This is a genomic window from Amycolatopsis sp. A1MSW2902, from assembly GCF_017312175.1.
Lineage (GTDB): Bacteria > Actinomycetota > Actinomycetes > Mycobacteriales > Pseudonocardiaceae > Amycolatopsis > Amycolatopsis nivea.
Genome location: NZ_QJPO01000003.1, coordinates 217,447 through 233,944, shown reverse-complemented (window position 1 = coordinate 233,944; position 16,498 = coordinate 217,447). Strand labels below are relative to the sequence as shown.

16 protein-coding genes are annotated in these 16,498 nt (G+C 71.7%); 15 read left to right on the top strand and 1 reads right to left on the bottom strand.

All coding sequences use genetic code 11. The features are described from left to right. Window positions 1–7: 7 nt before the first annotated feature. Window positions 8–1,180: a cytochrome P450 gene (locus DMP23_RS44230; protein ID WP_337824772.1), complete on the bottom strand. Its 1,173-nt coding sequence runs from the start codon at window positions 1,178–1,180 to the stop codon at window positions 8–10. Window positions 1,181–1,391: 211 nt separating this feature from the next. On the opposite strand from DMP23_RS44230, the gene DMP23_RS44225 reads away from it, so the two are divergent. The 15 genes from DMP23_RS44225 to DMP23_RS44155 all read left to right on the top strand — a co-directional run bounded on the left by DMP23_RS44225 (window position 1,392) and on the right by DMP23_RS44155 (window position 16,490). Continuing rightward, complete coding sequence (locus DMP23_RS44225) at window positions 1,392–2,414, top strand: ketoacyl-ACP synthase III family protein (protein ID WP_337824771.1); 1,023 nt, start codon at window positions 1,392–1,394, stop codon at window positions 2,412–2,414. Between the two features lie 302 nt (window positions 2,415–2,716). Further along, window positions 2,717–3,457, top strand: a complete 741-nt coding sequence (locus tag DMP23_RS44220) for a hypothetical protein (RefSeq protein WP_337824770.1) — start codon at window positions 2,717–2,719, stop codon at window positions 3,455–3,457. A gap of 52 nt (window positions 3,458–3,509) precedes the next feature. Further along, window positions 3,510–5,300, top strand: coding sequence for a dihydroxy-acid dehydratase domain-containing protein (locus DMP23_RS44215; RefSeq protein WP_337824769.1), 1,791 nt, complete (start codon window positions 3,510–3,512; stop codon window positions 5,298–5,300). A 380-nt stretch (window positions 5,301–5,680) separates the two neighbouring features. Further along, window positions 5,681–7,606, top strand: coding sequence for an oxidoreductase (locus tag DMP23_RS44210; protein WP_337824768.1), 1,926 nt, complete (start codon window positions 5,681–5,683; stop codon window positions 7,604–7,606). 73 nt (window positions 7,607–7,679) lie between these two features. Next, window positions 7,680–8,189 (top strand): aromatic-ring-hydroxylating dioxygenase subunit beta, encoded by a 510-nt coding sequence (locus DMP23_RS44205; RefSeq protein WP_337824767.1) that lies wholly within the window; start codon window positions 7,680–7,682, stop codon window positions 8,187–8,189. Between the two features lie 26 nt (window positions 8,190–8,215). After that, window positions 8,216–9,601 (top strand): aromatic ring-hydroxylating oxygenase subunit alpha, encoded by a 1,386-nt coding sequence (locus DMP23_RS44200; RefSeq protein WP_337824766.1) that lies wholly within the window; start codon window positions 8,216–8,218, stop codon window positions 9,599–9,601. 2 nt (window positions 9,602–9,603) lie between these two features. After that, window positions 9,604–10,215: an isochorismatase family protein gene (locus tag DMP23_RS44195; RefSeq protein WP_337824765.1), complete on the top strand. Its 612-nt coding sequence runs from the start codon at window positions 9,604–9,606 to the stop codon at window positions 10,213–10,215. Continuing rightward, on the top strand, window positions 10,215–11,417 hold the full coding sequence (locus tag DMP23_RS44190) for an NADH-ubiquinone oxidoreductase-F iron-sulfur binding region domain-containing protein (RefSeq protein ID WP_337824764.1): 1,203 nt from the start codon (window positions 10,215–10,217) through the stop codon (window positions 11,415–11,417). Before DMP23_RS44195 ends, DMP23_RS44190 begins: the two co-directional genes overlap by 1 nt. After that, entirely contained in the window at window positions 11,417–11,611 is a 195-nt protein-coding gene (locus DMP23_RS44185; protein ID WP_043827510.1) for a ferredoxin, read from the top strand. The genes DMP23_RS44190 and DMP23_RS44185 overlap by 1 nt, the downstream gene beginning before the upstream one ends. 2 nt (window positions 11,612–11,613) lie before the next feature. After that, on the top strand, window positions 11,614–12,405 hold the full coding sequence (locus DMP23_RS44180; RefSeq protein WP_337824763.1) for an SDR family oxidoreductase: 792 nt from the start codon (window positions 11,614–11,616) through the stop codon (window positions 12,403–12,405). A 25-nt stretch (window positions 12,406–12,430) separates the two neighbouring features. Next, entirely contained in the window at window positions 12,431–13,441 is a 1,011-nt protein-coding gene (locus tag DMP23_RS44175) for a 2,5-dihydroxypyridine 5,6-dioxygenase (RefSeq protein ID WP_337824762.1), read from the top strand. Continuing rightward, complete coding sequence (locus DMP23_RS44170; RefSeq protein ID WP_051171500.1) at window positions 13,438–14,541, top strand: protocatechuate 3,4-dioxygenase; 1,104 nt, start codon at window positions 13,438–13,440, stop codon at window positions 14,539–14,541. The genes DMP23_RS44175 and DMP23_RS44170 overlap by 4 nt, the downstream gene beginning before the upstream one ends. Beyond that, on the top strand, window positions 14,534–15,394 hold the full coding sequence (locus DMP23_RS44165; RefSeq protein ID WP_337824761.1) for a nitrilase-related carbon-nitrogen hydrolase: 861 nt from the start codon (window positions 14,534–14,536) through the stop codon (window positions 15,392–15,394). Before DMP23_RS44170 ends, DMP23_RS44165 begins: the two co-directional genes overlap by 8 nt. After that, a complete protein-coding gene (locus DMP23_RS44160) occupies window positions 15,391–15,672 on the top strand; it encodes a hypothetical protein (RefSeq protein WP_337824760.1) in 282 nt (93 codons plus the stop codon). Before DMP23_RS44165 ends, DMP23_RS44160 begins: the two co-directional genes overlap by 4 nt. Next, window positions 15,669–16,490, top strand: a complete 822-nt coding sequence (locus DMP23_RS44155) for a GntR family transcriptional regulator (RefSeq protein WP_043827514.1) — start codon at window positions 15,669–15,671, stop codon at window positions 16,488–16,490. Before DMP23_RS44160 ends, DMP23_RS44155 begins: the two co-directional genes overlap by 4 nt. Window positions 16,491–16,498: the final 8 nt, after the last annotated feature.

The following is a 16,498-nucleotide window of genomic DNA, read 5'->3' as shown; positions in this document are numbered from 1 at the left end:
GCCCGGTTCACCAGCTGACGGCGAGCTCGGTCACCCCGCCGGTCACCGATTCCGCCCGGCGCCGCGGCGCGTCCCCGTCCGCGGCGAGGTGCAGTCCGGGGAACCGTTTCGCCAGCGCGCCGAACACCGCCCGCAGTTCGATCCGGGCGAGCGTGTTGCCCACGCAGTAGCGCATTCCGTGCCCGAAACCGAGGTGCGGATTGGGCGAACGGGTGATGTCGAACTCGTCCGGCCGCTCGAACACCCGCGGATCCCGGTTCGCCGCGTGGTGGGCGAGCAGCACCGCGTCGCCGGCGGGGATGGTCGTGTCGCCCGCCGTCAGGTCCTCGGCCGCGTATCGGACCGAGCCTCCGGTGTCCTGGATGTTCGTCACGACCATCCGCAGGACTTCTTCCACCGCACCGGTGACCAGCCCTGGGTCGGCGGTCAGCTTCGCCCACTGCGCGGGGTTGCGGATGAACAGCACGGTGCCGAGGTCGATCCGGCTCATCGTGGTCTCGTACCCGGCGAACAGCAGCGCGGCCGCGAGCCGGGCCGCCTCCGGCAGTTCCACTCCGCCTGCCGCGGCCAGGTCGGAGAAGACGTCCTCGCTCGGTTCGCGCTTCTTCCGCTCCAGCAGTTCGGCCATGTAGACGCCGAACTCGATCTGTGCCGCGCGGCCCGCCTCCGGGTCGCCGGTGCCCGAAAGCCGCGACGTCCAGGACCGGAACAGCTCGTAATCCTCGTACGGCGCCCCGACCAGCGTGCAGATGACCATCGCGGGCAGCCGCTGGGACAGCGCGGCGTGCAGGTCGGCGGGCGGCCCGGGGAGTTCGTCGAGCAGCGCGTCGACCCGTTCCTCGACGCTTTCCTGAAGCGCCAGCATCCGCTTCGCGGAAAACGCGGGCGTGAGCAGCTTGCGCATCCGGGTGTGCCGCTCCAGTTCGCCGTCGAACTCCTCGGTCGGACCGCCCTGCACCACCGAATCGTTGATCCGCGCCGCCGATTCCGGCGTGCGGTGGCCGCGCCGCAGGACCGGGCTGGAGGCGAGGTCCCGCACGAGGTCGTACCCGCAGGCCAGCCAGGCCTCGTCCCCGGCGGGCGTGCGGACCTTCGTCAGCGGCTCGTCCTCGAGCAGGCGGTAGTACTGCGGGGCCAGCCGGGACAGGTCCTCGCTCGGCGGAAACGGCAATTCGTACACGGAACCTCCCGATGGCCCACCGCGGTGGGAACTGCGGACGGAGCCGGAACGCGGCCCCGTGCTCCCTCCTACCAGCCGGTCCGCCCGGCGCACAGCCGTCGCCGCCGGAGCGTCCACACCGGCTCAACGCCGCCCCAATCCCCGCGCCGTACGGTCGGTTCGTCCAATCGTGGCGCGGGGTCCGGCCCTGCGCCGGGGAAGGAGCGACCCGGTGAATCCGTGCCCCCTGTACGTCGCGGGCGTCGGCGCCTGCCTGCCCGACCGGGAGACGGCCGAGGAAGCCATCGCGGCGAACCGGTACGACGCCGAGTCGGCACAGACGGACGGCGTCCGCTCCGCGTGCGTCGAGACCGAGCGGTACCCGGCGGAAATGGCCGCGATCGCCGGACGGGGCGCGCTGGCCATGGCGTCCGCCCGCGACTTCGGCACGGTCCGCGCGGTGTTCCACTCCTACGTCGACTACCAGGGCGCGCACTACTGGCAGGCCGCCCCGTACGTCGCCCTGCACACGGTCGGCCGCGACGTCCCGTCGTTCGACGTCGTCCAGGAATGCAACGGCGCGATGGGCGCGCTCGAACTGGGCCGCCGGTTCGTGACCGGCCCGGAGGACGCCGTCCTCGTCACCACCGGCGACCGTTTCGACAGCCCGTGGGTCCGCCGCTGGTACGGCGACCAGTCGGTGCTCGCCGACGGCGGGAGCGCGCTGCTGCTGAGCGGTTCCGGCGGATTCGCCCGGATCCTGTCGCTCTCGACGATGGCCGACAACTCCCTCGAAGGCGAGGCCCGCGGCGGCGGATTCGCCGGCGCACAGCAGCCGCCGGTCGACTTCGACGCGATGCGCAAACAGTTCCACGCCAAGGACTTGCCGATGCTGGAGCACTACGGCCGGATGGCCGCGCTGTTCGGCGCCTCCCTGCACCGCGTCCTCGACGAAGCGGGCATCACCGCGGCGGATCTGGCGTTCGCCGTCCCGGTGGTGACCACCGCCGCCCGCGCCGCCGACATCGCCGACCGCTTCCTCGGCATCCCGCTGGAGCGCACCAACTGGGAATTCGGCCGCACCACCGGCCACCTCGGCACCGGCGACCAGTTCGCCGGCCTGCACCACCTGGTCAGCACCGGCCGGGCCCGCAAAGGCGACCGCATCCTGCTCCTCGGCGGCGGCACCGGCTACACCATCACCTCGGCGGTCCTGGAGATGCTGGAAGACAGCCCGGACCCCGAACGGAACTGACCATGCCCGACGAGTCCCGGCCCGCGGACGCCACCTGCCGCGGGGAGACGGGCGGTCTGGGCGAGGGGGCTCGCCCAGCGGACGCGGGTCGTCTGGCCGAGGCGGGCGATCCGGGCGAGCGGATCCGTGAGGCCGGTCGGACTCGTCTGGCTGATCCGGTTGCCGGAAGCCGCCCGGACGACCGACTCCGCTCGGCTGGTTCGGTTCGCTTGCCCGACCTGGCCCGCCCGGTTGAGCCGACCCGCCCCGTTGAGCCGACACGCCCGGTTAAGCCGACACGCCCGGTTAAGCCGACACGCCCGGTGGAGCCGGTCCGCCCGGCTGAACCGACCCGCCCGGCCGGACCGTCCGGCCGGACCGACCCGGTCGGCGCAGGGCTGACCGCGCTTCCCCTCCTCTACTCCCGCTGCGAGGCCGCGCTGCAACCCGGTCGGACCGGCGGCGCGGTGCGCGAACACCCCGCCCGCAGGGGGACCGGGCTGCCGTTCCGGGAGGCCGCCTTCGACGCCCGGTCCCGGATCGTCGGCGTCCTGGCTTCCTGGGCGGGGCTGGTGGCCGCCGAACGGCAGGTCCCGGCGCCGCGGCGGACCGTGCCGGAGCTGGTGCGTTTCCTCGCCGCGCACCGGGACTGGCTGGCCGCGCACCCCAGCGGCGCGGACTTCCTCGACGAGCTCTCCGACCTCATCTCCTCCGCGACCGCCGCCCTGGACGACCCGCGCCCCGCCGTCCCGGTCGGGAACTGCCCGGTCGGCGGCTGCCGCGCCCCGGTGCACCTGCGGCCCGCCACCGCCACAGTCGCCTGCGAAGCCGGGCACGACCTGCCCCCGGCGGACTGGCTCGACGTCCGCACCCGCGAACAAAACCGGCGGCGCACCGTGCCCACCAAGGAAGCCGCGCTCGCCGCCGGAGTTCCTGAGGCGACTGTCCGCCAGTGGGCGCGCCGGGGCAAACTGACTCGCTACGGCTCCGCCCGCCGCGCGGAGTACTGCCTGGACGAACTCACCGCCCTCCGCACCGGCGAGGCCCGCCCGCACGCCGGTTGACCGTCGAAGCCAGGATGCGCACCCGCCCGGATCTGCGACGATGGGGACGATCGTGTCGAAGACGGGAGCGTTGATGGACGAGTCGAGCCGCCGGGATGTGTGGCGCCCGGGCCAGGACTGCCAGGCGGTGGCCACGGCCCGCGCGCTGGGCCAGGACGTGGACAAGATCCACGGGGACGCGTGGGGCGTCGTGGGCACGTTGGGCGACAGCGTCTGCTACGTCGGCGTCGCGGACAAAGTCGAGGCGATCCACGAAGCACTGGCGCGCCGGATCCGCGAGCGCGACCTGCCCGTCCGGCTGCTGGCCCCGAACTACTCGGGCGGGATCTCGGACGGCCAGCGCAACGGCACGCCGCAGATGCGGTACTCGCTGATCGGCCGCGAGACGACGAACGACGGGCTGTCGCTGCATTTCGAGGGCAGCGAGATCCGGGGAACCGTCGCCGTGGTGGCGTGCGACAAGCCCCCGGTCGGGGCGACGGCGGCGATCCTGGAGCGCGACGTGCCCGCGGTAGTGCTCTCCGACGGGTCCATCCGGCCGGGCGCGGACCCCGAAACCGGGGAGCGGATCGACCTGGTCAGCTGCTTCCAGGTCGCCGGGGACCCGGACGCGGCCAAACGCGAGCGGTGGGCGCGCAACGCGTGTCCCGGGCACGGCAGCTGCGGCGGGATCTTCACCTACAACACGATGCAGTCGTTCATCGCCGTGCTGGGGCTGGAGCCGCTGCACATGGTGTCGCCGGCGTCCGAGGATCCGCGGCGGACCGGGGAATTCCCCGAACAGATCGTGGACTGCCTGGAAATCATGACGCAGCGGGGGATCACGCCGCGGCAGCTGGCCACCCCGGCGGCGTTCCGCAACGCCGCGGTCGTGGCGATCGCGCTGGGCGGCTCGACGAACGTGGTCCTGCACGCGCCGGAGATCGCCCGCGCGGCCGGCCTCGACTTCTGGTCGGAGGTCATGACGCAGCAGGAGTTCAACCGGCTCTCCCGGAGCGTCCCGGTGCTCGTCGACGCCCGCCCGTTCGGGCAGTACAGCATGGTGGACATCGACTCCGCCGGCGGCCTGCAGGCGGTGGTGGCGGAACTGCTCCGGCACGACCTGCTCGACGGCTCCGCGCTGACCTGCACCGGCGAGACGCTCGGCGAACAAGTCGAACGGCTCGCCCCGCCCGCCCCGGACAGCGAGGTGATCTTCCCCGTCACTGAGCCGTTCAAGCCGACCGGCGGCCTGCGGCTGCTGTCGGGCAACCTCGCCCCCGAGGGCGGCGCGGTGATCAAGCTGGCCGGGGTCGAGACCGGCGTCGTCGACGGCCGGTTCGAGGGACGGGCGCGCGTTTTCGACAGCGAGCAGGCCCTGCTGCGGGCGCTCGTCGAGACGCCGGACGAATTCGCCGACCGGGACATGGTCGTCATCCGCTACGAAGGCCCGAGGGGCGCTCCGGGCATGCCCGAAATGCTCGACCCGACCTCCCGCATCACCGCGCTGTGCCGGAGGAAAGGCATTTCCGTCGCGCTGATGACCGACGCGCGGTTCTCCGGAGGATCGGTCGGACTGGTCATCGGGCACGTCGGCCCGGAGGCCGCGCTCGGCGGCCCCATCGCCCTCGTCGAAGACGGCGACACGATCACCGTCGACCTGAACACCGACACCCTCGAGTGCACCGAACTGGCCGACCCCGCCGTCCACCAGGCTCGCCTGGCGAAGTGGCACCAGGCCGCCGAAGCGAACGGCGGCGTCCACCCGCTGGTCCGCCCGGTGACGTCCCGCCTGCTGCGCCGCATGCGCGCACTAGCCGCCTCCGCGATCGAGGGCGCGGGGATGTCGGAGGTCTCTTCCTGAGTCCGAGGGCGTGCCGGGGAGCGGCCCGGCACGCCTCGAATCTTTCACGGCGGGATATTTCCCGCCGATGGCGGTGAAGCCGACTCCGAAAAGCGTCAACTGCAGCACTCAGTCGACAGTGGACAGCTGTTTCGCCGTCGACAGCAGACACCTGCGCGGCTGTCATGCCGGCAGAACCGTGGCCTGCCTGGAAATCGCGCCGGTACGGCGTGAATCGCCGGCGCCAGTGGTCGGAAATCTGATGGGCAAGGACTTTCGCGGGCGCGGCCCGCCTTGGGTCCGCCCTTGACGCATCGCACTCGTGTGGTCCTCAATGTATACACAAGTGGATCCACATCTGGCCGGATCCGGTGCGCCGCCCGTCCGAACGAGGAGATGCCATGGAGTTCCCGCACCTGTTCGCCCCCGCCCGGATCGGCGGGCTCGAGCTGCGCAACCGGGTGGTCAAGTCGCCGCAGGCCACCGCGACGGCGAATCCGGACGGCACGGTGACCGGCCGGACCGTGAACCACTACCGGGCGCTGGGCGAGGGCGGCGCCGGGCTGGTGATGGTCGAGTACACCTACGTGGACGACGACGCCAGCAAGTCCATTCACGGGCAGACCGGGATCAGCCGCCGCGACCACGTCGCCGGGCTGGGCTGGCTCGCCGACGAGGTGAAGTCGACCGGTGCGCGGATCGGCCTCCAGCTGGTGCACTGCGGCAGGCAGAAGTTCCTCGGCACCACCCCGATGAAGTCCGCGTCGGCCTCGTCGTGGGACTACGTCGAGCGGCAGTACGGCAACCGGCCGCAACCCATGACCGCCGACGAGATCCACGGTGTCGTGCGGGCGTTCGGCGACGCGGCCGAGCGCGCTTGGCTGGCGCGGTTCGATCTCGTGGAAGTCCATGCCGGACACGGGTACCTGCTGACGAACTTCCTGTCCCCGCACACGAACGACCGCGAGGACGAGTACGGCGGCTCCGCGGGGAACCGGCGGCGGATCGTGCTGGAGATCGCCGAAGAAGTCCGGCGGCGGGTTCCCCGCGAATTCCCGGTGAGCTTCCGGGTTTCGGTGAGCGACTACGAACCGGACGGCATCACCGGCGAGGAGACCGTCGCGCTGTGCGCGGAGCTGGAGAAACGCGGCGTGGACGTGATCCACGCTTCGGGCGGGCACCACGCCCGGATGGAATGGGAGGTCAGCAGCTGGGACATGCCGCGCCAGCCGCATCGCTGGGGATGGGAGGCGATCCGGGCGGCCGTCGGCATTCCGGTGATCGCGTCGGGTTCGCTGGTCTCGCCCGAGGCGGCCGAGGAGATCCTCGCCAGCGGCAGCGCGGATTTCGTTTCGCTGGGCCGGGCGATGCTCGCCGACCCGGCGTGGCCGGAAAAGGCGCGCACCGGCCGGGTTCTCGAGATCGTGCCGTGCATCCGGTGCAACGACGGCTGTCTTTACCGGGGCCTCGACGCCGGGCGCAGCACCGGCTGCACGGTGAACCCGAACATGGGCGAGGAAGGCCGTTATCCGGTCGTCGCGGCGGCGACCCGGCGCAGGTTCGCTGTGGTCGGCGGCGGTCCGGCCGGCTTGAAGGCGGCGGCGGTGCTGCACGATCGCGGCCACGAAGTCACGCTTCACGAGGGCGAGCGGCTCGGCGGCCTGCTCAATCACGCCGAAGGATCGAAGGTGAAACAGGACCTCGCCGCGCTCCGGCGGCACCTGGTGCACGAGGTCGAACGCCGCGGGATCACAGTCGTGCGCGAGACCGCGACGGCGGAATCCCTTGCGGGGCAAGGATATGACGGAGTGGTGCTGGCGGTCGGCGCCGAGGATCGGCAGTTCGGCGGCGAAATCGCGGCCGGGGCGAACGCGGTGCGGGCGCAGGACGCGCGGGCCGCGGCCGCGGCGGGCCGCCGGGTCGTGATCGTCGGCGGGGGCTTCCAAGGAGTCGAAACCGCGCTGCGCCTGTCCGAAGCCGAGGGCGCCGACATCACCGTGGTCGAACGCGGAGATCGCCTGCTGGCCGGCGACGAGGTCGTCTACGACGTCCTGCATCTGCCCTCGCGCCTGGAGGAGGAGCGGGTGTCCGTCCTCCTGAACACGGAGGCGACCGAGATCAGGAAGGGGAGCGTCGTGCTGGCCGGGGGCTCGGAGATCCCGGCAGACCTCGTCGTGCTGGCGCTCGGGCGGGAGCGGCGGGAGGCCGGGCTGGCGGAGGCGTGGGCCGCCGCGGGAATCGCAGTGTCCGTAACCGGTTCCGCGGAGCGCCCCGGACGCGTCCTCGACGCCCTGCACAGCTCGTTTTTCGTCGCGCGGCGGCTGTGAATCCTCGCTCCGAGGTCTTGGCATCCAAAAGTGTATCCACTATGGTGGGCACCAACCGGCGAAGGGAATCCGCATGAGTGGCCCCACCCTCGATCTCCACGCGGAGATCCGCGACTGGATGCACGCCGAGGCCGAGCTTCTCGACGACGGCTTCGAGCGCAAGTGGCTCGAGACGATGGTCAGCAAGGACATCGTGTACCAGGTCCCGCTGCGGCAGACGGTCGAACGCGCTCGCGGGGCGGGCTGGGTCGACGGCACCTACCACCTCGACGAGCGCTACGGATCGCTCGAAACCCGGGTCGCGCGCAACGAGACGCAGTACGCCTGGGCCGAGGACCCGCCCTCGCGGATCCGGCACTTCGTCACCAACCTCCGGGTCCGCGAGGACGCCGGCGGGCTCGTCCGGGCGCGGACGAACCTGCTGGTCTACCGCACCAGGCAGGACGGGGTCGTGCCGCAGATGCTGTCCGGCGAGCGGTGGGACACCCTGCGCCGCGAGGACGGCGTCCCGCGCCTGCTCGAGCGGCGGGTGCTGCTCGACCTGACCGCCATCGGCACGCACAACCTGTCCATCTTCTTCTGACCCGGCCCCACGGAAGGCATTCCGCGATGACCCAGACGACCCCTCCCTCCACGGCGGCCGACCGCATCCTGGCCGAACTCGCCGAAGGGCTCCCGGCGGGCGAAATCCCGGCGACGCTGTACGGCAACACCGAGCTCTACGAGCGCGAGAAGCGCAACATCTTCGCCCGCTGCTGGGTGTTTCTCGCGCACGAGTCCGAGATCGCCGCCAAGGGGGACTACGTCCTGCGCAAGATCGGCGAGGACTACTTCGTCGTCGTGCGCGACGAGGACGGCGGCATCAACGTCCTGTTCGACGCGTGCCGGCACCGCGGCGTGCAGATCTGCCGGGCGGACGCGGGCAACACGTCGCACTTCCGCTGCCCGTATCACGGCTGGACGTACGACACCAAAGGCAATCTCGTCGGGGCGCCGTTGTGGAAGAACGCTTTCGGCGGAATGGACAAGTCCAAGAACGGCCTCGTCGGAGCGGCGAAGGTGGAGAGCTACCACGGTCTCGTCTTCGCGACGCTCGACGCTTCGGCGCCGCCGCTCAAGGAGTACCTCGGCGGCATGGCCTGGTATCTCGACCTGATCTTCGGCCTCAACGAGCACGGCGTCGAGGTGCTGGGCGCGCCGCAGCGGTTCGTCATCGACGCCAACTGGAAGTCCGGCGCGGACAACTTCTCCGGCGACGACTACCACCTGGGCACCCTGCACAAGTCCGTCTGGGAGATCGGGGCGTTCCCGGTTCCCTTCGCCGCCAACATGATGGGCTACCACATCCAGGCCTCGCCCGGGCATTCGCTGTCGTTCTCGATGGCTCCCGACGCGGACGAGCCCGGCCCGCGGTTCTTCGGCTTCCCCGAACGGCTCGCGCGTTCCTTCACCAGCGACCGGATCAGCGACCACCAGCTCGACGTCGCCCGCCGTTCGCGGGTGTTCGTCGGCAACGTGTTCCCGAACTTCTCGATCCTCGCGCTCCCGATGACCGAGGACGGCTCGCACTACCCGCCGACCGCGGTGCTCACCGTCCGGACGTGGCAGCCGATCAGCGAGTCGAAATTCGAGATCTGGAACTGGTTCCTCGGCTACCAGAACATGACCGCCGAGGAGAAGGACCGGTCCTACCGGGCCGGGCTCGGCACGTTCTCGATGGGCGGCGCGTTCGAAATGGACGACACCGAACCGTGGATCACCGTCGCGCGCACCGGCCGCTCGACCGCCGCGGAAGTGCTCGGCATGAAGCTGAACTACCAGATGGGCATGCCCGGAGTCGGCATCGCGCATCCGGTCAGCGAGTGGCCGGGGCCGGGCACCGTGTACTGGACGCGGTACGAGGAAGGCGTGCAGCGCAACCTGTTCCGCTTCTACCACGACATGATGACCGCCGAGCCGGGTTCGTGGCCCGCGCTGAAGTTCGAGGACGAATGACGATGTCCGCCTACGACGCGTCGCTGTTCGGCGGAGAGGTCGGACTCGGTTCGCGCCCGGCGGTCGTGGTCGTCGACCTCGTCGCCGGGTTCACCGACCCGGCCTGGCCGCCCGGCTCCGACCTCGCGGAGGTTGTCGCCGCGACGCGCTCGTTGCTCGACCGGGCGCGCGCGGCGGGGCTGCCGGTCGTCTTCACCACCATCGCGTTCGCGGAGGACGGCGCGGAAGGACGGGTGTGGCGGCGGAAGATGCCCGCGCTCGACTGCCTGACCGAAGGTTCGCCGGCGGTCGCGGTCGACGAACGGCTCGCGCGGCGGCCGGACGAACCGCTGGTCGTCAAGCGCACCGCGTCGGCGTTCGGCGGCACCGGATTGCCCGCGCTGCTGGTGTCGCTCGGCGCGGACAGCCTGATCGTCGCCGGCGCGACGACGTCCGGCTGTGTCCGGGCGACGGTGGTCGACGCCTGCATGGCCGGTTACCGCACGGTCGTTCCTCGCGAGTGCGTCGGCGACCGGCACGCCGGTGCGCACGAAGCGAATCTGTTCGACCTGCAAGCGAAATACGCCGATGTCGTCTCGCTCGCGGATCTCTTCGACCGGTTGGAGGCGGCCTGATGCGGGCGGGAACCTATCCGGGCCTCGAGCCTCGCCTGGTCGTCGGCGCTTCGGCGACGCGACGGCTGAGCGCGGCCGAGGAGCGAGACGCGTACACCGCGGTCGACTCCGCGAAGGTGCTGGCCGAGCTGGAGCGCTCCGGGCTGCGCGGCCGTGGCGGGGCCGGGTTCCCGGCGGCGGTGAAATGGCGGACTGTGGCGTCGGCTGGCCGTTGTGTCGTCGTGGCCAACGGAGAAGAAGGCGAACCGGCGTCGTTCAAGGATCGCTGGCTGCTCACGCACCGGCCGCACGCGGTGCTCGACGGCTTGCTCGTCGCCGCGGACACGGTCGGCGCGCACCGGGCGATCATCTACCTGTCGCATCCCGAAACCGTCGAAGCCGTCCGCAGTGCGCTCGCGGAGTTGCCCGCCGGCTTGGCCGGGAGGGTGGAGATCTTCACCGTCGACCACCGGTATGTGGCGGGGGAGGAGAGCGCGGTCGTCCGGGCGATCAACGGCGGGCCGGCTCTGCCCACCGCCAAACCGCCGCGGGTCTTCGAAGCGGGCGTCGACGGACTGTCCACTTTGGTCAGCAACGTCGAAACGCTCGTCCACGCCGCCTGGATCGCCCGCCACGGCGCCGACGCGTTCCGCCGGTACGGCACGGAATCGTCGCCCGGCACCGCACTGATCACGTTGACCGGCTCGGACGGAAACGCCGGGGTGTACGAGGTTCCGTTCGGCCCGACGCTGCGCGAGCTGTTCCGCGAATGCGCCGGTCTGGATCCGGCGGACGCGCCCGGGTTGCTGATGGGCGGATGGTTCGCCGGTATCGCGCGCCCGGACGACGTGCTCGACGCGCAGTGGTGTTTCGACGCGATGGCCGAAGCGAAGACCGCGGTCGGATGCGGCTCAGTGACCGTGCTGGGCGCGGGCGAACGGGTCGGTGCGGTCGCGGCACGGCTGGCCCGTTGGTACGCGCAAGAGTCCTCGCAGCAGTGCGGCGTGTGCCGCAAGGGCACCGAGGCGATCGCCGCGGCGCTCTCGCGGATCGACAGCGAAGCACCGGAAGCAGCCGACCTCGGCAACCTGCGGCGATGGGGGACCAGCCTGCGCGGGAAGGGGGCGTGCGCGTTCCTCGACGGTGCCGCCACCCTCGCCCGCACCAGCCTCCCGCTGCTCGAAATCCCGGTATCCCCGTCTATTTCCGGAAGGTCCGTCTGATGAAAGCGTTCCTCGATTCCACCAAGTGCTCGGGCTACGGCGCGTGCGCCGAAACCTGCCCGTCCGTGTTCGAGATCGACGAGTTCGGCTTCGGCGCGGTGATCGGCGACGGCACGGTGCCCGCCGGGGACGAGGACCAGGCCCGTGCGGCCGCGGCGGCATGCCCCGAGGCCGCGATCCGGGTCGAGGACTGAGCATGGACCTCGGACTGGCAGGCAAAACCGCTCTCGTCACCGCCGCGAGCAAAGGCATCGGCTATGCCGTCGCCGAGCGGCTCGTCGCCGAAGGCGCCCGGGTCGCGATCAGCTCGCGTCCCGGCCCGGCGCTCAAGGAAGCGGCCGAACGGCTCCGGGCGCAGGCCCCGGACCGCGTCCGCGAACTGCCCGCCGACCTCACCGAGGACGGCGCGGGCGCCGCACTGGTCGCGGAAGCGATCGAAACGTTCGGCTCGCTGGACATTCTCGTCAGCAACACGCCGGGACCACGGATCAGCCCGGTGCTCGAACTGTCCGACGAGGACTGGGAAACCGGGTACCGGACGTTGCTCCGCCCGGCCGTGCAGTTGTCCCGCGCCGCCGCGCGGCACATGGCCGCGCGCGGCGACGGCAGCATCGTCTTCCTGACCTCGACCTGGGTCCGCCAGCCCGCCGCGGGCGGCGGGCTGAGCGCGGCGTTCCGGTCGGCGATCTCGTCGCTGAGCAAACAGTGCGCGGTCGAACTGGCCGCCGACGGCGTGCGCGTCAACCAGGTGCTCCCCGGCGCGACGGCCACCGGCCGGATGCGGGACATCGCCGCCGCGAAAGCCGCCCGCAACGGCACGGCGCCCGAGGACGAGATCGCCGAGGTCGTCTCCGCCATCCCCATCGGACGCTGGGCCGAGCCGGAGGAGGTCGCCGACGCCGTGGCGTTCCTGGCTTCGCCCCGCTCGGCGTTCACCACGGGACACGCGTTTTCGCTGGACGGCGGCGCGGTCCGCGCGACGCTCTGAAACCACGAGTAGACAAGGAAAACACATGCCGAAGAGCCTTCGCCAGCTGTTCGTCGAACAGTTCCGGCGGTGCCGGCTGACCGCCGACGAGACCGTCGCGGTGATCAGCGAGCACGGCAAGAAGCAGGAGTACGTCGACGCCGCGGTCGGCGCGGCGCAGGACCTCGGGGCGGGCGCTCTCGTGCTGACCGCGTCGAGCCTGTCGGAGCCGACTTTGCCGCCGTACCAGGGCGACGGCCGGGAAGTCCCGGCCCTGCTGGCGGCGGCGGGGGAGGCGGACTTCGTCGTCGACGTGACCGTCGGCGGCCTGATCCATTCCAGCGTCCGGACCCGGATCACCGGGAACGGCAAGCGGATGCTGTTCGTCGCCGAACCGGCCGCGGTGCTGGAACGGCTGATGGGCGACGAAGACCTGCGCGCGCGGGTGGAAGCGGGCGGGCGCAAGCTGAAGGCAGGCTCGCAGCTGCGCGTGACCAGCAAGGCGGGCACGGACCTCATCGCCGACATCAGCGGCGACGACCTGCCGGTGACGCACCAGTGGGGTTACGTGGACGAACCCGGCCGGTGGGACCACTGGCCGAGCGGCTTCGTCGCGTGCTTCCCGCGCGACCGCACCGCCCAGGGCACCATCGTGCTGCAGCCCGGCGACGCGTTGATCCCGTGGCAGCGGTACGTGCGCGACGAGGTCGCCTTCAGGGTCGAGAACGGCTTCATCACCGGCATCGACGGCGGTCTGGACGCCCAGGTGCTGCGCGACTACTTCGAGGCGTGGCAGGACCCGGAGGTCTACGCGGTGTCGCACATGGGCTGGGGCCTGCACCCGATCGCGAACTGGTCGGCGTTCGAGGTCTACGAACCGCGCTCGCTCTACGGCCAGGAACTGCGGTCGACGCCGGGCAACTTCATGTGGTCGACCGGCCCGAACCGGTTCGCCGGCCGGGAAACCCCGGCGCACCTGGACATCCCGATGCGCGGGTGCACGGTCGAGATCGACGGCGAAGCGATGACCGTCGACGGCGTCCTGGCGGAATCGTGAGCGCCCCGGACCGGGCCGTCCTGGAGGCGGCGATCCTGCGGCTGGCCCGCGACCGCACGCTGCTGGCGGAGTTCCAGGCCGATCCGGAAGGCGTCGCGGAGTCGGTCGGGCTCGAAGCGGGCTGGGCGCGCAGCATCGCCGAGGGCGACCGGGACCGGCTGCGCTCGGCCGGCGTCAACGACGGGATCACGATCCTGGTCAGCCGGTGGTTCAAGGCGGACCTGGGCGACTCGGCCAGCTCGGGCGCCTTCACCCTGAGCGACGCGCCGCTGCCCGCCCCGGACGTGCCCGCCGGGCTGGTGTTCGCGGGCGGCTGCTCGCACGTGCCGGACTTGCTGGCCCGGCCGGAAATCGACCCGGCCGACGGCGTCGACCGGCTGTCGGACAGCTACGCCCGGCTCGGGAAGGTGCTCGCGGCGGCCGAACCGGATCTCCTGCTGACCACCGCGGACTGCCACTTCCAGAGCTTCGAAACCGGCGCGTTCGTCGTCGGGACCGCCGCCGCGCACACCGGGTCCATGGAGTTCTTCGGCCGCCCGGACCTGGACATCACGCTGACCGGCGAGCCGGAGTTCGCGCAGCGGATCGTCTCCGCGGTGCGCGAGGCGGGGCTGGAGGTCGAAGCCGCGCCGGAGGTGCAGCTCGACCACGGCCTGATCGTCCCGCTGCGCCAGGTGCTTCCCCGGCCGGACCTGCCGGTCGTCCCGATCATCACGCAACCGGCGCGGACGTTCTCCCCGTGGGGCGCGCGAGCTTTCGGCCGGGTCCTGCGCGACGTCGTCGCGAACAGCGGCAAACGGGTCGCGTTCCTGGCCACCGGCGGCCTCTCGCACTGGCTGGACCCCGGGCACTTCGGGCACGTGGACGTCGAGTTCGACACGCACATCCTCCGCGCGCTGCAGGAGGGCCGCGGGCTCGAACTCGCCGACCTCGAGCCGTTCGCGCTGCTCAGCCACGGCCAGTACGAGTTCCTGAACTGGCTGATCATGCTGGCGCTCACCGGGCCGGGGATCCGCGGCGAGGTGTTCGCCTACGAGCCGATGGAAGCCTCCGGCGGGGGCTGGACGGTCGTCAACCTGCTGCTGCCCGGCCATGACTAGTCTCCGGATCGGCCTCACGCAGTGGCACGCGACGCGCGACGTCGAGCGCAATCTCGACCTCGCGTGCCGGCTCGTGGCCGACTGCGCGGCGGACGGGGCGGATCTGGTGCTGCTGCCGGAAAACGGGTTGATGCTGGGCACCAACACCGAGATGCGGGCGGCGGCGATGCGGCTCGACGGACCCGAGCTTTCCCGGCTCGGGGCGGCCGCGGCCGCAGCTTCGACGACCGTGGTGCTCGGCGGCGTCAAGCTGCTCGGCGCCGACGGGGTCGTGCGGAACACCGCGGTCGTGTTCGGCCCGGACGGGACCGTCGCCGGCGGGTACGACAAGATCCACCTCTTCGACGCGAACGTGGGCGGCCAGTCCTTCGAGGCGTCCGGCGTCGAGCGAGCGGGCGACCAGCCCGTCCTGCTGCGGGTCGGCGGGGTCACGATCGGCCTCACGATCTGTTACGACGTCCGGTTTCCCGAGCTGTTCCGCGCGCTCGCCGCGGCCGGCGCGGAAGTGCTGCTCGTGCCGGCCGCGTTCACCGCGGTCACCGGCGAGGCGCACTGGGAGACGCTGCTGCGGGCCAGGGCGATCGAGAACGCGGCCTTCGTGGTCGCGTCGGCGACCGTCGCGGGCTCGCCGGACGACGCGTTCCCGACCTACGGGCACGCGCTCGCGGCCGGGCCGTGGGGCGAGGTGCTCGCGGATTTGGGGACCGCACCGCTGGCCTGCCGGGTGATCGGGCTCGACCTCGCTACGGTGGCCCGGACGAGAGCGAAGCTCCCGGTGCTGCGCGGGGTCCGTCCCGCGGCCTACGCGCGGCAGCCGGTGACGATCGCCGCGAACCAAGGAGGGGAGCCATGACCGACGAGCAGGCCGCGCGTGCGCCGGAGGACGAGACGGTGCGGCCGGTCGGGGAGCCGATCGGCATCGCCAACGAGTTCACCGGCGTCCGGGTCCAGAAGGTCCGCACGCGCAACGGGGAACGGCTCGAGGTGACCACGCCGAAGCACGGCCACCGGGTCCTGCTCGACGCCATGCAGCTGGAGATCATCTCCACGCTCACGCCGGAGGCGTTCACCGAGCTGATCGCCCGGCGGCTCGGTTCGCACGAGGGGCACGACCGGGGGGACGCGCGATGACCGAGCCGAAGGTGCGGGCGGGCACGACCGTCGACGACATCTACCAGGTGCTGCGCGAACGCATCATCGAAGGCACCTACGGGCCGAAAACCCGGATGTCCCAGCGCGATCTGGCCGAGGACCTCGACGTCAGCCGGACCCCGCTGCGCGAGGCGCTGCGCAGGCTGGAGGCCGACGGGCTGCTCGTGTCCGAGGCCAACCGGGGCATGCAGGTCGCCCCGATCGCCAACGCCGACACCGAACAGCACTACGCGATGCGGCTGCTGGTCGAGCCGCCGGTGATCGCCGCGCTCGTCGACGAGTTCTCCGAGGCCGACCTCGAAGCGATGCGCGAGGTCCTCGACCGGATGGCGGCGGTCGTCGACCGCACGCGGGAGTTCCAGGAAGCGCACCGGCACTTCCACGACGTGGCCCTCGTGCGGTACCCGCCCGCGATCGCCGAGCTGACCCGGTCCCTGCACACGATGATCTACCGGCACCAGCGGGCGTACTTCTCCCGTCCGCGCGCGCCCGAGGAGATCCTGCGCACCGACGAGGCGTTCCTGGCGGCGATCGCCGCGCGCGATTCCGGCCTGGTGCGCCAGCTCCTCGAATTCCACCTGCTCGACGCCGCGCTGGGCCTGGTCCTCGACATCGACCCGGACCACCGGTTCGACGCGGTCCTGCTCGCGCTGCGCGGCCAGGGCATCACCCTCGACCACGACGAGAAGGGCCGCGTCGCCCGGCCCGCCCGCGTCGGCTGGGTGCGCCTGGAAGCCGCGCGGATGCCGGCCATCACCACCACGAACCTCGTGTACGAGCCGAGGTCGGAGACCTAACCTTGAGA

Coding starts and splice junctions, on each gene's coding strand:
- DMP23_RS44210 (WP_337824768.1), top strand. CDS start 5,681: ATGGAGTTCCCGCACCTGTTCGCCCCCGCCCGGATCGGCGGGCTCGAG.
- DMP23_RS44205 (WP_337824767.1), top strand. CDS start 7,680: ATGAGTGGCCCCACCCTCGATCTCCACGCGGAGATCCGCGACTGGATG.
- DMP23_RS44200 (WP_337824766.1), top strand. CDS start 8,216: ATGACCCAGACGACCCCTCCCTCCACGGCGGCCGACCGCATCCTGGCC.
- DMP23_RS44195 (WP_337824765.1), top strand. CDS start 9,604: ATGTCCGCCTACGACGCGTCGCTGTTCGGCGGAGAGGTCGGACTCGGT.
- DMP23_RS44190 (WP_337824764.1), top strand. CDS start 10,215: ATGCGGGCGGGAACCTATCCGGGCCTCGAGCCTCGCCTGGTCGTCGGC.
- DMP23_RS44185 (WP_043827510.1), top strand. CDS start 11,417: ATGAAAGCGTTCCTCGATTCCACCAAGTGCTCGGGCTACGGCGCGTGC.
- DMP23_RS44180 (WP_337824763.1), top strand. CDS start 11,614: ATGGACCTCGGACTGGCAGGCAAAACCGCTCTCGTCACCGCCGCGAGC.
- DMP23_RS44175 (WP_337824762.1), top strand. CDS start 12,431: ATGCCGAAGAGCCTTCGCCAGCTGTTCGTCGAACAGTTCCGGCGGTGC.
- DMP23_RS44165 (WP_337824761.1), top strand. CDS start 14,534: ATGACTAGTCTCCGGATCGGCCTCACGCAGTGGCACGCGACGCGCGAC.
- DMP23_RS44160 (WP_337824760.1), top strand. CDS start 15,391: ATGACCGACGAGCAGGCCGCGCGTGCGCCGGAGGACGAGACGGTGCGG.
- DMP23_RS44155 (WP_043827514.1), top strand. CDS start 15,669: ATGACCGAGCCGAAGGTGCGGGCGGGCACGACCGTCGACGACATCTAC.